This is a genomic window from Spirochaetota bacterium (assembly GCA_004297825.1).
In the GTDB taxonomy this organism is placed as follows: domain Bacteria; phylum Spirochaetota; class UBA4802; order UBA4802; family UBA5368; genus FW300-bin19.
In genome coordinates this window covers 77,139-91,146 of record SCSX01000033.1, presented here as the reverse complement: position 1 = coordinate 91,146, position 14,008 = coordinate 77,139, and the positions used below count along the sequence as shown (strand labels likewise).

General features: G+C 57.0%; 14 protein-coding genes. 6 read left to right on the top strand and 8 right to left on the bottom strand.

What is annotated here, in order from left to right:
* Positions 1-263: 263 nt before the first annotated feature.
* The 3 genes from EPN93_06495 (at position 264) to EPN93_06485 (ending at position 4,540) form a co-directional block, all read left to right on the top strand.
* On the top strand, positions 264-1,778 hold the full coding sequence (locus EPN93_06495; protein ID TAL37071.1) for a DUF1566 domain-containing protein: 1,515 nt from the start codon (positions 264-266) through the stop codon (positions 1,776-1,778).
* Positions 1,779-1,893: 115 nt separating this feature from the next.
* Positions 1,894-2,610, top strand: coding sequence for a DUF1566 domain-containing protein (locus EPN93_06490; GenBank protein TAL37070.1), 717 nt, complete (start codon positions 1,894-1,896; stop codon positions 2,608-2,610).
* Positions 2,611-2,830: 220 nt separating this feature from the next.
* Positions 2,831-4,540: a hypothetical protein gene (locus EPN93_06485; protein ID TAL37069.1), complete on the top strand. Its 1,710-nt coding sequence runs from the start codon at positions 2,831-2,833 to the stop codon at positions 4,538-4,540.
* Positions 4,541-4,684: 144 nt separating this feature from the next.
* Here the strand turns inward: EPN93_06485 and EPN93_06480 are convergent, their stop codons facing one another.
* From EPN93_06480 to EPN93_06470, 3 genes are all read right to left on the bottom strand, one after another.
* A complete protein-coding gene (locus tag EPN93_06480) occupies positions 4,685-5,071 on the bottom strand; it encodes a hypothetical protein (GenBank protein ID TAL37068.1) in 387 nt (128 codons plus the stop codon).
* A 119-nt stretch (positions 5,072-5,190) separates the two neighbouring features.
* Positions 5,191-5,844 (bottom strand): hypothetical protein, encoded by a 654-nt coding sequence (locus EPN93_06475; protein ID TAL37067.1) that lies wholly within the window; start codon positions 5,842-5,844, stop codon positions 5,191-5,193.
* 132 nt (positions 5,845-5,976) lie between these two features.
* Positions 5,977-6,558 (bottom strand): TetR/AcrR family transcriptional regulator, encoded by a 582-nt coding sequence (locus EPN93_06470; GenBank protein ID TAL37066.1) that lies wholly within the window; start codon positions 6,556-6,558, stop codon positions 5,977-5,979.
* Positions 6,559-6,747: 189 nt separating this feature from the next.
* On the opposite strand from EPN93_06470, the gene EPN93_06465 reads away from it, so the two are divergent.
* Both EPN93_06465 and EPN93_06460 read left to right on the top strand, forming a co-directional pair.
* A complete protein-coding gene (locus tag EPN93_06465) occupies positions 6,748-7,839 on the top strand; it encodes a hypothetical protein (GenBank protein ID TAL37065.1) in 1,092 nt (363 codons plus the stop codon).
* A 96-nt stretch (positions 7,840-7,935) separates the two neighbouring features.
* A complete protein-coding gene (locus EPN93_06460) occupies positions 7,936-8,334 on the top strand; it encodes a hypothetical protein (GenBank protein ID TAL37064.1) in 399 nt (132 codons plus the stop codon).
* Positions 8,335-8,381: 47 nt separating this feature from the next.
* Here the strand turns inward: EPN93_06460 and EPN93_06455 are convergent, their stop codons facing one another.
* Entirely contained in the window at positions 8,382-9,014 is a 633-nt protein-coding gene (locus EPN93_06455) for a 2-hydroxy-3-keto-5-methylthiopentenyl-1-phosphate phosphatase (protein TAL37140.1), read from the bottom strand.
* 579 nt (positions 9,015-9,593) lie between these two features.
* Here EPN93_06455 and EPN93_06450 point away from each other — a divergent pair.
* The gene (locus EPN93_06450) at positions 9,594-9,962 is read left to right on the top strand and encodes a hypothetical protein (protein TAL37063.1); all 369 of its coding nucleotides are present in this window, start codon (positions 9,594-9,596) and stop codon (positions 9,960-9,962) included.
* 82 nt (positions 9,963-10,044) lie between these two features.
* On the opposite strand, the gene EPN93_06445 is transcribed toward EPN93_06450, so the two are convergent.
* The 4 genes from EPN93_06445 to EPN93_06430 all read right to left on the bottom strand — a co-directional run bounded on the left by EPN93_06445 (position 10,045) and on the right by EPN93_06430 (position 13,945).
* On the bottom strand, positions 10,045-11,127 hold the full coding sequence (locus EPN93_06445; GenBank protein TAL37062.1) for a hypothetical protein: 1,083 nt from the start codon (positions 11,125-11,127) through the stop codon (positions 10,045-10,047).
* Between the two features lie 286 nt (positions 11,128-11,413).
* The gene (locus EPN93_06440) at positions 11,414-12,154 is read right to left on the bottom strand and encodes a flagellar motor protein MotB (protein TAL37061.1); all 741 of its coding nucleotides are present in this window, start codon (positions 12,152-12,154) and stop codon (positions 11,414-11,416) included.
* A 45-nt stretch (positions 12,155-12,199) separates the two neighbouring features.
* Positions 12,200-12,997: a motility protein A gene (locus EPN93_06435; GenBank protein ID TAL37060.1), complete on the bottom strand. Its 798-nt coding sequence runs from the start codon at positions 12,995-12,997 to the stop codon at positions 12,200-12,202.
* Positions 12,998-13,108: 111 nt separating this feature from the next.
* The gene (locus EPN93_06430; protein ID TAL37059.1) at positions 13,109-13,945 is read right to left on the bottom strand and encodes a tRNA threonylcarbamoyladenosine dehydratase; all 837 of its coding nucleotides are present in this window, start codon (positions 13,943-13,945) and stop codon (positions 13,109-13,111) included.
* Positions 13,946-14,008 lie beyond the last annotated feature (63 nt).

The window sequence follows — 14,008 nt, the reverse complement described above, 5'->3', positions numbered from 1 at the left end:
TTTCACTGTACAATCAAACGCAAATGCCCACATCCCCGCCTGACCGGATATGGAATTATTCTGTTCGGACAGCAGAGTGCGAGACAGGAATGAACCGGATTCATTATTCTCAGCCCATTCGGGCCGGGTTTTAGCCGCGGGCAGGCGGCCATGAAATACGCGGGAGATGGACGCGGGAAGCCATTACGTCCCGCGTCAAGGGCGGGGCCGCGGCAGGGTGCGTTGCTTCGCGTGCGGCTGGAAATAGTACAAAGGAGATCACAATGAGAAACCGGTTCAGGCGTCTGGCAATCACGATGATCGCGGCGGCACTGGCGTTCACCGCGTGCGGCGGGAGCGGAGACGGCAGCAGCGGGGGTTCGGACGCTGAATGTGTCGCGGAAGATAAAGCTGACCTGGCAATTACATACGCGGGCGGTGATTCCGCTGCGAGCGTTACACAGCACATTGCATTTGCTCTCACAGGTGCAAGCGGCACGACTATCAGCTGGCTGTCGGACACTACGGCGGTGATTGCGAATAATGGTACTGTTACCCGTCCGTCGTACACAAACGGCGACGAGGAGGTTATTGTGACCGCCACAATTGCGAAAGGGAACGCCCGCGACACCAAGGTCTTTACCCTGACAGTAATAAAAGCGCCCGCAACGGAGGCTGAATGCGTCGCGGAAGACAAGGCTAATCTTTCAATTACATACGCGGGCAATGATTCCGCTTCGAGCGTAATCCGGAACATCACTGTGCCGGGAACGGGAGCAAGCGGCACGACAATCGGCTGGCTGTCGAACAATACGGCCGTGGTCGCGAATAATGGTACTGTTACCCGTCCGTCGTTCGAAAGCAGCGACGCGGAAGTAATATTGACTGCCACAATTACCAGAGGGAGCGCCCACGACACGAAGACCTTTATTCTGACAGTGAAGAAATTATCCAACGTAAAACTCGCTTCAATAGTCGTTTCGAAGGGAAGGCTCCAGCCGGTCTTCGATGCAAGCGTCACAGACTACCTCGACGCGCCTGTGCCGTTCAGCGACAATACTAATCCTGCATACGATGACCTCCAGTCAGCAGGCATCAAAGCAACTGTTGCTGACGCAAATGCGGTTATGACTATCAACGGAACAGTTGTTCCATCCGGCGACGAGTACGAAATGAATAATCTTAAAGTAGGCAAAAACAATGCTGTTATAACTATTACAGTTCCGGGTGACATCATAACAGAGACCTACACAATAGAAGTGTACAGGGCCATACCGGTTTTCAAGACCGGGCAGACAAGCACAGACGCAGGAATAAGCTGGCCTTCGCCAAGGTTTACAGATAATGGCGACGGCACTGTGATGGACAAGATGACAGGGCTGATGTGGATTAAGAATGCCAATGCTATAAAAACGCTTTATCCGGACTTTGACCATCAACCCGATACCGGCTGGGGGGACGGCAAGGTCACATGGGCAAAAGCTCTGGAGTTTATCGGTAAAATAAATGACGGTACTTATAATTGTGGAGCAACAACGGCATACACAGACTGGCGTATGCCGAATGTAAGAGAGATGCGCACCCTGTTGTTATACATCCAGGATTTTTCATCGATAACAGCTGTCTATACAAATGCGGCGACTCTGCGTGATGACTGGTACTTCACCAGTACAACAGATCCAACTAATACAGGTCATACAATGATAACTAATTTTTATCAAAGCAGTATATATATAGGAAAGAAGGTAGATCCGAACAGTACCCTTAATTATGTATGGCCAGTGCGCTCAGCTCCGTAAATGCGCTATATATTGGTTTTATCAACAATAAGGCAAGTTCTCTTTAAATGAACAGTCACATGAATGGGTGAAAAGCGGCACGGTTAAAACAGAATATATACAACATGGAGTAATCATGAAGAAATCAAAAATAAAAATTATTAGCATATCAGCAGCCCTGGCCGCAGTGCTTGCAATCACTGTGATAGTGCTCGCAACAGGCTCAGGCAGCAATCTGCCGGTAACAGGACAGGCAACTGAATACAGCGCAGGCGACGACGGGTCGTACAAGAAAGGCACGGATTTGCCGTCAATACGTTTCTGCGACAACGGCGACGGCACTGTAACAGATAATATGACAGGACTCATGTGGGTTAAGAACGCAAATGCAATGGGAACCATAGATACACACAAGTCATTCGATAGTATTACTGATCCTGATCCGTATTATAATGTTTGCGGTCCAAGTTATGCCGGAGACGGCGCTGTTACTTGGGAAAAATCGAAGACTTTTATCGCAGGCCTGAACAGCGGCACATATCCTTGCGGAGTAACGAAAACACCCCGGTATACCGACTGGCGTATGCCTACTGTGAACGAACTCGAAACACTGATCAACTACAGCGAACAATGCGGTTCGTTGAATGCACAGGGTTTTGATAATGTATCATGCAGTAAGTACTACTGGTGCAGTCCGGAGGCTACCATTAATTTTTATTCCGGAACAAAAGCTGCAGCGTGGAATGTAGGCTTTGCTAATATTACAATAAGCGGCAGAATAACACCAATGAACAAAGCACAAGAATGCTATTCATTAGTCTGGCCTGTCCGCGGTCCGGTTACCGGCAACTGAAAAGCTCCCGCGCCTTTACTGCACAATCCGGCGTATTTGCCCACATCCCCGCCTGACCGGACATGGAATTATTCTGTTCGGACAGCAGAGTGCGAGACAGGAATGAACATGATACATCATTATAAGCCTGCCTGGGCCGGGTTCATTGGTATGATCACGTGCATATCCGCGCCTGCCGGGTTTACCGACCCGTCCGTCCCGGAAATTATTTTCGGAAGAAATGACTGGCATGCCGGGTGCGCATCTTATCGCCTTTATCCAGGAGGTCGTTATGAAGAACAGATTTATGCGTGCGGCAAAAATGGTGATCGTATCGGCACTGGTCTTCACCGCCTGCGGAGGCGGCGGAGGAGACAACGGACCTGGTTCGAACACGGAAGCGGCGATTACCGCGTTCAATGTAACGGACCCGCCCGCAACGGGGACTATAGATGAAACGAATCATAAAATAGCGATAACCCTGATGCGCGGGACGGACGTAACGGCGCTTGCGCCCGCCGTCGCCCATGACGGGGCGAGCGTAAGCCCGGCGTCTGGGGCGGCGCAGGACTTCACCAATCCCGTGACCTATACCGTGACCACGGCCGGCGGATCGACACAGGCGTACACGGTGACGATATCATTCAAGGCGCTCATGTTCGCGGACGACGGCGACGGCGTGAAACTCTGGGTGAGCGACGGTACGGAGGCGGGCACCACTCTTCTTAAAGCTATATCCAACGATCGGGGCGAGATCGTCAGCCCCGTCGCCATGAAGGGAAAGGCTTATTTCCGGGCCAACGACGGCACGAACGGTTATGAGCTCTGGGTGAGCGACGGCACGGAGGCGGGCACCACGATGGTCAAGGACCTGAACGCGACGGGGGACGGCAATCCCCGGCGCCTGATCGTCATGGGCGACAGCCTGTACTTTTTCGCAACGGACGGCACGCACAACAACGTGCTCTACAAAAGCGACGGGACGGACTCCGGCACGGTGCCGCTCGGCGACGTGTGGGTCGGGGACTACACAAACGAAGGCAACGACCCCGGTGAGATGACCGCCATGAACGGCCGGCTGTTTTTCGCCGCGGACGACGGCACCAACGGCAGGGAGCTCTGGGTGAGCGACGGCACGTCAGCAGGCACCAGGATGCTCAAGAACATAGAGCCGGAGGGGAGCATGAGCTCATATCCGGATTATTTTACCGCCATGGGCGGCAAGCTCTACTTTTCCGCGTATGACGGATCCATGAGCCCCGGCCACGGTTATGAGCTCTGGGTGAGCGACGGCACCGAAGAAGGCACCGTGCTTTTCCACGACATATATGTGGGCTACGGAAATCCTAACGGAAATCCGTTGTGGCTCAAGGTGATGAACGGTAAGATTTTTTTCAGCGCCAAGGACGATTATGGTCAAGAGCTGTGGGTAAGCGACGGGACCGCAGCCGGCACCAAGATGGTCGAAGATATCGTCCCCGGTTCGGTCAGCAGCGGGGTCAAAAATATCATCCCGATGAACGGGAAGATATTTTTTTGCGCATACGACGGTGGCACATATGGACACGAGCTCTGGGTGAGCGACGGCACGGAGGCCGGCACCACAATGGTCAAGGACATAGCCCCCGGTTCGGGCGACAGTTGGCCGGGCAATTCCCCGGCCTATTTCACCGTCATGAACGGCAAGCTGTTTTTCGGCGTGGACGACCTCACCCATGGCTGCGAGCTCTGGATGAGCGACGGCACGGAAGCAGGCACCAGGATGGTCAAGGACATAAATTCTGGCGGCAGCAGTATGGTCTCCCAGCTGTTCGCCATGAACGGCAGGCTCTTCTTCATCGCGTGGGACGGCTCACATGGTTACGAGCTCTGGGCGAGCGACGGCACCGAAGCGGGCACCACAATGGTCAAGAACATACACCCGTTCAGTCACGCGTTTCCCGAGCTTTGATTGCCATTGCGCGAGCCTTCCGCAGTTGGGCCGGTTCTTCATCCTGGGGATTGACGTCCAGGATTGTGGCGGCCGCATTCAAGCAGACCGATGATGCCGGGGGCCTGGCGACAAGCCCCGGCCCCCGGCAGGCTTGTGTCCCGTTCAGCGGATAGTTCGAATGGCGCTCTCGAGGTAGTTCCTTCCATCCTCTGTTATTTCCAGTTCATAGGCAAGGGTGTCCGATAAAATATCCATCTCGTCCCACTTGTCCGGATTCTTCAGGAATTCCCGGGTCTCCGCATCGCTCAATACCGTGTGGGACATCGGTTCAAAGGTGTCTTCATCCGCCATTCTGTAGCCGGTTTTAATCACCTTGATGAATCCTAGCGTCCACAGCGACCCGATTACATTGCCCGCCATCCTGAATAATTCCCGCATATCGAGGCTGCCGTTGCGAACCTCGATATCATTGAGCAGGTTGCCGATGCGGTAAGGGTAAAAATCGGCCTCAATAAGCACCCCTTCCTCGATTTCCTGGATGTCTGTCATACGCTCCTCCTTTCATGGTCTTGTTATGAATTACTACGCGGGAGCGGTGAAAAAAATGAACAAAATCTTCCCCCGCATCCCCCATGAAAGGCGCACGTGCAACAAGCCATCGGCAGAAATTAATACTTCCATCCCATGAAGCAGAACGCGATGATGTTCATAATCACCGGCACCGCGTAGATGATCCCCAGCGTGACGAGTTTCGACTTCATCTGCTTCAGGCTGATCACGAGTATCGCCGCGCAGAAGAAGTGAAAATAGCCGATCAGGAATATCAGCCATATCCCCTGGAAGGAGAGGTACCAGAAGGGATATTCCCACACCAGGTGGCCGCCGATATTCAGCAGGCACTCCACGAACACGCAGAACGCGGAGTAGCCGATCGCCCAGAACCATTTTTCAGGGAGGCCCAGTATCCTCTCTTCGGTGGATTCCGAGAGCGAATGGTAGAAAATGATACCGACGATCAGGAACATGAACATGATTTCGATATTCCAGCCCACCATCGTCCGGAGCGCCGTGTCCCCGGGCGCGGTCCAGAACGCCGAGCGGCCGGACAGCACCATCACCCACCCGTTCCAGGTTTCGTTGAAAAAGTCTACGCCGAAAATGGTCAGGCCGGCGAGAACCGCGTTCCAGTTTCCGGATTTGCGCGCCTCCTTGATTTCGCGGGTGTAGATGTAAAATACGATCGCGAGCAGCGGAATCACGTACCACTTGATCATGGACAGGTCGCGAAGTCCGTTCAATGCCTTGAGTGTCGCTTCGGTCATGCTGTGCCTCCTTGTTATTTTATGCCGCGCGGTCCCGATGAAGGCGCGGATTCGAATCCGCGCCTTCATCGGGACCGTTATCTCCTCATCTCCATTGAAAGACGCCCGCGTCCAGGGCATTGCTCCTGGAATCTATTTTCTCAACAGTCCGCGCAGTATAATGTCGAGCCCTTCTTCGAACATTTTCAGGACGCTGCTCCCCTCCGACTTCACGTACGCCTTGATGAGAAACATTATGTAAATTGAGAAAATGAGCTCGGTAGTGTGCGGGACGTCTATGCGGCGAAATGTCTTCTCGCGGATACCCTGTTCCAGGATGGAACGCAGTATCCCCATCGCCCCCTCGTTAATCTCACGGAACCGGTCCTCGCCGGCGGAGAGGGTGAAAATGCCGCGGTCCTCTTCGAGTATCTTCCTGAGGTCGGGGCGGCCCGACAGGTATTCGAACGAGCGCCGCGCCATGACGCGGAACCGCTTCACGGCGCCGGTCTCGCACTCCACCGCGGCCGCCACGGAATCCCGCCATTCGATGAGGGCGTTACCGACCGCCTTTTCATAGAGGTCGCGCTTGTCGCGTACGTAGAAATACACGTTGCCCTTGGTCATACCCGTCTCGCGCGCGACGTCCTCCACAGCCGTTTTCCGGTAGCCAAACCGCGCAAAAAGACCCAGCGCGGCCCGCAGAATCTCCTTTTCCCTGTCGTCGCGTGACATTGAATAATTGACCTCAATAGTCAAATATTCTAATTTATTCTCCCGGTCAAGCAGTTTTCCATGGCGCGGGGCCGATTCCGCCGGCAGATTTCCCGAATACTCCTTGCGATTCCGCACCGTGTCGGATATGGTGGCGCCCGGTGCTTGAAAAGTCCGCGGCCGGGACGACCGCTGCACGCGAGGTGATACATGATCTATAACGGCGACTGGGAAAAGACGAAGGGACGCTTCCAGGCCTTCTGGGAATGCGATATGCTCGACCGCTGCTGCATATCGGTGACCGCGCCGCGCGCGGAACCGCTCCCGACCTCGATCGAGCTTAAGGAGCCGCGGGACCTGGTCCAGCAATGGACGGACCCTGAGCTCGCGCTGCGCACCTACGAGTTCGCCTTCTGCTACGGATACCTGGGAGGCGACGCGCTTCCTGTCACCTCGCCCTACCTGGGGCCGGGCGTCGTCGCGGCACTCCTGGGCGCCGATTATACCCTCCAGCCCGACACCGTCTGGTTCGGGAAGGTGCCTGTCCTTGCGGACTGGGCCTCGCGCGCGCCGCTCGCGCTCGATCGTGAGCACCCCCTGTGGAAGGCCCTGATGGATATGACCGCGCGGTACGCGGAGCACGCGCCGGGTCGTCACGTCGTGGGCATGACGGACCTGGGAGGCTGCTTCGACATCGCGGTGTCCCTGCGTGGGACCCAGGAGCTCATCTACGACCTTATCGATTGCCCGGAGGAGGTGGTGAGGCTCGGGGAGGAGATCGACACGGCCTGGATGCAGGGCTTCGACGAGCTCTATAAAATTATCGCGCGCGGCGGGGCCGGGATGACGGCATGGATCCCGCTCTACCTGGAGGGCAGGTGGTATCCCCTGCAATGCGATTTCAGCGCGAACCTGTCACCGGCGCTCTTCGATCGTTACGTGATGCCCTCGATCGAGAGGGAGGCCCGGGCGCTCGACAGGGCCATATACCACCTGGACGGTCCCGACGCGGTGAAATACATCGACTCGATCCTGGATATCGGGAAGATCCACGGCATTCAGTGGGTGCCCGGGGACACGGGCGTTCCGGAATCGTCGGTCGCGCACGACAAGTGGTTTCCCCTGTACGAGAAGATCCAGCGGCGCGGGAAATGCCTGGTGCTCCTGGACGTAAACCCGCGCGAGATAGAAAAGATACTCGGGCGCGTATCGGCGAAGGGGGTTTTCATGACGACCAGGTGCGATTCCCAGCAGGAGGCGGACGATCTGCTCGCGCTCGTCGGGAAATGGAGCAGGCCTTAGGGGAATGTGCGCCGGCCGCCCGTAAGAAATATCGGACCCCATTGAATGCGCCGCGGCCGGTAAGTATATTTTACTACTCACGTGCAGGGGGGCACAATGAACGTAAAAAAGTATCTCTTCGCGAGCGCCGCGGTCTTCGTGGCGTTCCAGGTGCTCGATTTTATCTTCCACGGGCTTATAATGTCCGACATCTACAAGGGGCTGTCAGGGCTCTGGCGTCCCGATATGATGTCGTACATGTGGATCTTTTACCTGGGGGGAGTCGTGCTCGCGCTCACCTTCACCTATATTTTCGTGAAGGGCTATGAGGGCAAGGGGATCATGGAGGGGGTCCGGTTCGGGATAGTCGCCGGGCTGTTCATGTATGTCGTGGGAATGTTCGGGCAGTACGCGATGTACCCCATACCGTTCTCACTCGCGCTTTACTGGTTCCTGTACGGCATGGTACAGTTCGTCATCGGGGGGATCATCGCCTCGCTGATATACAAACCGTAACGGGCCGCGCATCCGGGGGGCCGTGCGCGGCCGCCCCGGCGGGCGCCTCATTCCCCCCACATCTCGCGCAGCCGCGCCATGATGTCGAAGAAATCGTTCCACGGGATATAGGGCCTTCCGTGCTTTTCCATGTGCTGCGCCAGGTGGTCCCGCGCGAATACGACGGGGGCGCGCAGCGCCATCGCGTAATCCGTGATGCCGTCCCCGATCGCCACGGGCCGCCGGGCGTTGTAGCCTTCCATGATCATGGATTTCGCAACCATCTCGGTCCCGCCCTGGTAATCGGAATGCGGCTTCAAGTACTCGCCCGAATCGTCCAGGTCGATCGCGTATACCGCGTGCACCCTTGAAAGGAAGCCATCGAGGCGCGCCTCGATCATGGCGCGCAATCCCCCGGAGATTATGACGAAGGGGATGTCGCGCTCCTCCAGGAAGCCCAGGAATTCCGGGAACCCCGGGCGCAGCGGTTTCGCGCGCACGAACTCCCGGATTTTCGGCAGCGTGCTCGATTCCAGGGATTCCAGGATCATGCATACCGCCTCGCGCAGGGTGATCCTTCCCTGGGCGGCATCGTTGCCGATCTTCTTGAACAGCTCGGGATTGAACGTGTAGAACATAGAGACGAAGGTTTCTTCGGCGGTGATTGTCCCGTCGAAGTCGCAAAAGACGATACGGTCGATCGTTGAGCTCTCGGTCATGGTTTTATCCTTTCCCATGCGGTCACCCGGTCGTGCCGACAGGGTCCGCTTTTGGCGTGCACACCGTAATGGTCCCGCCTCCCCAGCACAAGCATTTTTAGCCCGAAGAAGGCGACGTTCCGGCCGGAGGAATTTCGGTGCGCCGCGCGCCGGGAGGGCATTAGCCGGGGCCGATATTTTCTCCTCATTCCAGGCCGGTACCGTGTCACACGCGTACCGGGTTTCGCAAAAAAGCTTGTCTACCCGTGTATTCGGATGTACATTAGAAAAGCGTTTGGGGTTCCGTATTCGTGCGGAAACACCACATAAATAGAATTCCTGCCTTTCGCGAAAGACTCCGTGGGAACCCTGGTGACGGGATCGCAGCAATCTGACATAAGAGTCGGCAGTTGTATCCGACCGGATCGTAAAGGACGGAAATCGCCGAAGCGCTAAAAAAAATGAATTCCGCGTACCGCGGAGAGCGGGGCGGATTTCAGTTCAACGCGTACTCGTTCCTTCCAGGCGGGAGGGCGTCGTATTCAGACCGGGATTTTAAATCTATGTATCACGGGAGGTAGTATGAAACACGCAGTGATCGCAGTAATGGTCGTGGCCCTCGCGGCCGCGTTCGCCTGCAAGGGGGAAACGACCGTCGAAATGAAATGCGGACAGAGCGCGAAGGATCTCAAGATCGCCGTGGGCTCCTCGTTCATCGCGAAATGCCCCGCGAACTGCACCACGGGCTCGGTGTGGGGCATCGATACGTATACCGAGGATTCGGCGGTCTGCGCCGCGGCGATTCACGCGGGGGTGCTCAAGGCGGAAGGCGGCATGGTGCGCGTCCTCATGAAGCCCGGCCTGAAGGAATACAAGGGAGCCGAGAAAAACGGGGTGAAATCGAACACCTGGGGGTCTTTCGATAAAAGCTTCGTGCTGGAAAAGAAGTAGCCGGCCCCGCAAGACGCCCTGGGTCACGTGCCGCCGTGGGCGGCCCGTGTCGCCCGGGCGGTCTTCGCCGGTGGACGGGCTGTCAGGCCGGCTGGGGCGCGCCCGGCGCCGTCCGGCGATCGATTATATAGTTGCGTATGATGGCCCGGGCCGCGCTCGATATCTCAGTAAACCGCACGTTGTAATAATAGACGGTGCGGTCCTTGAAATAAATGTCCCGCATGATACGGCTCGCGGCCTTGATCTTGAAGTCCTCCATCTTGAACTCGAGCGTGTAGGGTATGTTGAACTGGAGCTTCTGGTTGGTGCGGATCACGGCCTCGTTCTCGTCGAGCTTGAAAATGAGCCCGTCTAATTGCATCGGCTTTTCCCCCTCCACGGGCACGGCCTCCGGTGACAGGATGGTGCAGGGCACGTTCACGTCGATGAAGGGAAAATGGTCGGCCTCGACGTGCTCGAATGCCGGGGGCATCGCGATCTCGACCACGGTCCCCGTGACCTTCGCGACCGGCGACGTGAAGGCGTATCCCCCGTCGCCGCTGCGCCACAGGTAGCAGCGCACGGGCGTCCCGGGCGCGAACCCCCCGGCGGTTTTGTTGCCGCCCAGGAGCTGGATGACGAGACCGGCCTCGTTCTTGTCCGTGATTTTTCCGATGTCGAAATAACCCTCGTCGGTGGTGAGGTACATCAACCTGTTCGCTTCGATCTCGGACATCGCGGCCAGCGGCTTGCGCACCTCGGCGAGGTAGTAGAGCTTTTCGTGGGTGATGACGATGTCCTTGCAGATCGATTCCAGCGGGACGTCTTTGTCCTCCAGCCTGCGCGCCTTTTCCAGGAATCCCCCGACCGCTTGCTCGAAGAAGGCTGGATCGTTCAGGACCTGGGCCGATTCCGCCAGGTTCCGGATCTCGGCGATGCGTACCAGGATCTGCATCTGGTACCTGGTGAGCCCGCGCTGCATGCCGCGGATGCGAATGCGCTCCGCGTTCGTCTCGATGCGTCCCTCCTCCCTGCGGATATTGACGCGGAGGTAGACCACCACGACGGCGATCATGATGAAGATGATCAGCAGGATGAGGATGGGCAACGGTATAAGCTGGGTGAGCGTCTTGTAGGAGATGAAGCCCTGGGATAATTCCCGAACAAATTCATTGAAATCATTCATAGGTTTTTCCCGCTAGTAAGAATATATGTATTTGTTGTACAGAGAGCAATTGACAAGTTGCGAAACTACCGGCGCGCACTCGCAGGGAACCCCTGTAGGGGCTTTCTAGGGGGCTCCGCCCCTTATACCCCGTTAATAAATAAGTTCGCAACAAGTCTGATAACGATGGCATTACGAGCGTTGACTGGTGAAGTATACCGGCATGGTCCGGGGAGGGCAAGGATAATTTGCGGGGGCCGATATCACCTCCTGCCGGGCGCAACGCCGGGCAAGGGGGATATTCTTCTTAATTGTCGACGATTACTATCTCGACCCTGCGGTTCGTGGCGCGGTCCTCGGGGGTCTCGTTGGGCACCTTGGGCCTGCTGCTGCCGTAGGCGATCGCGGAGAGGCGGTTCTTCTTGACCCCCGAAGCTTCAATATACCCCAGGACCTTGAGCGAGCGCGCAGCCGAAAGCTCCCAGTTGGTATGGTAATCGGTTTTAAGGTCCTTGAAGGGGTTGTCGTCTGTATGCCCCTCTATGCGGACGTTGTTATCGAAGCTCAGGAGGAGGTCCGCGATCTTTTTAAGGGTCGCCTTCGCGTCCGGTAAAAGCTCCGCGGAGCCCGATTCGAAATAGGCATCGGAGGCGAGCGTCACCACGATCCCGATCTCGTTCGAAACCACGCTGACCCGGCCCGTCGTCACGTCCTGCTTCAACAGGCCCTTGATCTTGCTGATGTGGATCTTCTTCTTCTGGGATTTGCCCTTTTCCGAGGGAAGCTGCCCGGCGCTGTCCAGGATCCCGCGGCCCCCGGTCAGGATACCGCCCTGTCCCGGGACGATGCCTTCTTCAAAAATGCCCATGTTGCCGCCCTGGAAGATGGTCTGGAGGGCCTGGGAAATCTTTTTGTATTTTTCCGTGTCGACGTTGCTCATTGAATAGAGCACGATGAAGAACAGCATCAGGAGCGTGATCATGTCCGCGTAGGTGAGCAGCCATCGTTCCAGATTTTCGTGGGCTTCTTCCCTTTTCTTCTTTGCCATTGTCCTATCTCATGCCGGGTTGTCGTCGGTTGATGCCGGTTCCGCCTATGTCTGCGAAGACTCGATTTCGTCGAACTTCGTCCCTTCCTCGAGGTACGATACCAGCCTGTCCTTAATGAGCGCCGGGTTGTCGCCGGACTGGAGCGACTGGAGCCCGGTCATGATGCATTCCATCTCGAGAATGTCCTTTTTCATTTTCAGCTTGAGCTTGTTGCCCACGGGAAGCCAGAAGAGGTTCGCGAGGCCGATACCGTAGAGCGTCGCGATGAACGCGGTCGCGATGGAATGGCCCAGGGCGCGCGCGTCCCCGCCAAGGTTGGCGAGCACGAGCACGAGGCCCATAACCGTTCCGATAATACCCATCGTCGGGGAAAATCCGCCGGCCGTGTCGAAGATGGCGGCCTCCTCCTTGCGGCGCTGTTCGTAGAGGTAGACGTCGTTTTCCAGGGTATTGCGAACGATGTCCGGGTCCACGCCGTCCACCACCATGCGGATCCCCTTCTGCAAGAACGGGTCGGGGAGGTGCTCGATATCGTCTTCAAGCGCGAGCAGGCCCTCGCGGCGCGCCTTTTCCGCGAAGGAAACAAGCTCGACCACGGTTTCCTTCGTGGGGCCCTTGGAGGAGATCATCGCGTCCTTGAACAGGGGAATGATGCTCAAAACCTCCTTGATGCCGAACGAGGTCATGAGCGCGCCCAATGTACCGGTAACGATAATGATCAGGGCGCTGAAACCCACCAGGCCGCCCGGAGAACCGCCCTCCAGGAGGTACCCGACAAAAATTCCGCCGAAGCCGAGCGCCAAACCGAGAATTGTTGAACTATCCGGACCGCCCTTTTTCATAACGCACCTTTAAAAATGGACATAATTAGCAATATTGTATTATTATGGAACGACACCTAACACTTCTTTATTAATATCGTCTCTTGGGGGAATAAATCCATGCAAAATATTTTAATCCGGAGACCTGGTCGGGCAGACGGCGTTTTGTTCCGTTCTTCCCGCGTCCGCTATCACGAGCCCCGCGAGCATGAGCCCGAAGATGGCGGTAATGTGCACCAGTGCCCCGTTCACCTGCTTTTTCATCCCGCACCAGTCGACGGCCCCCGCGTCATTGGTCTCGCAGAAGCTGGCGCGGTCGTGGACGCAGGCGCATTCCCCGCTCCCGCACATGGTCTCCACAGCGGGCGGGACCGGGAGCTCGTCGCTGTAGACGCACACGATGTCGGTGGTGAGTGTGCGGTCGCGGAGCATTTTACGCACCCTGCGGGCGAGCGGGCAGTTCTTCGTGTTCGTGATAAGCTCCGTGCGGATCTTCGAGGCGTCGCTGCGCGCCCCCGCGCCCATGGACGAGTACACGGTTACGCCCGCGGCGAGGCAGTTCTCCAGGAGCAGTATCTTGTTCGTGAGGCTGTCGATCGCGTCGATTACGTAATCGAACGAGGCGAGGTCGAATTCCCCGCTCGTGGACTCCCCGTAGGCGATATGCCGCGCGGTGATGTTCGCGTCCGGGTTGATCGCGAGGAGACGGTCGCGCATCTCCTCTACCTTGGATTTTCCCAGGTTGAGCGCGGTGGCCTGCGACTGGCGGTTAATGTTCGTAGGGCAGATGATATCGGAATCGACGATGGTGATGGCGCGGATCCCCGTGCGTGCGAGGGCCTCGGCGCACCAGCTCCCGACGCCCCCCACGCCGAACACGGCGACCCGCGCGCCGGTGACACGCGCCATCGCCTCCGGCCCCAGGACGAGCTCGCTACGGTGCAGGATGGATTTATAAAGCTGATGCATGACGCCCCCGGAATAATCACAAAAAGGATAGCATGGAAACCGGTGTCAACCAGTTTTATGCCG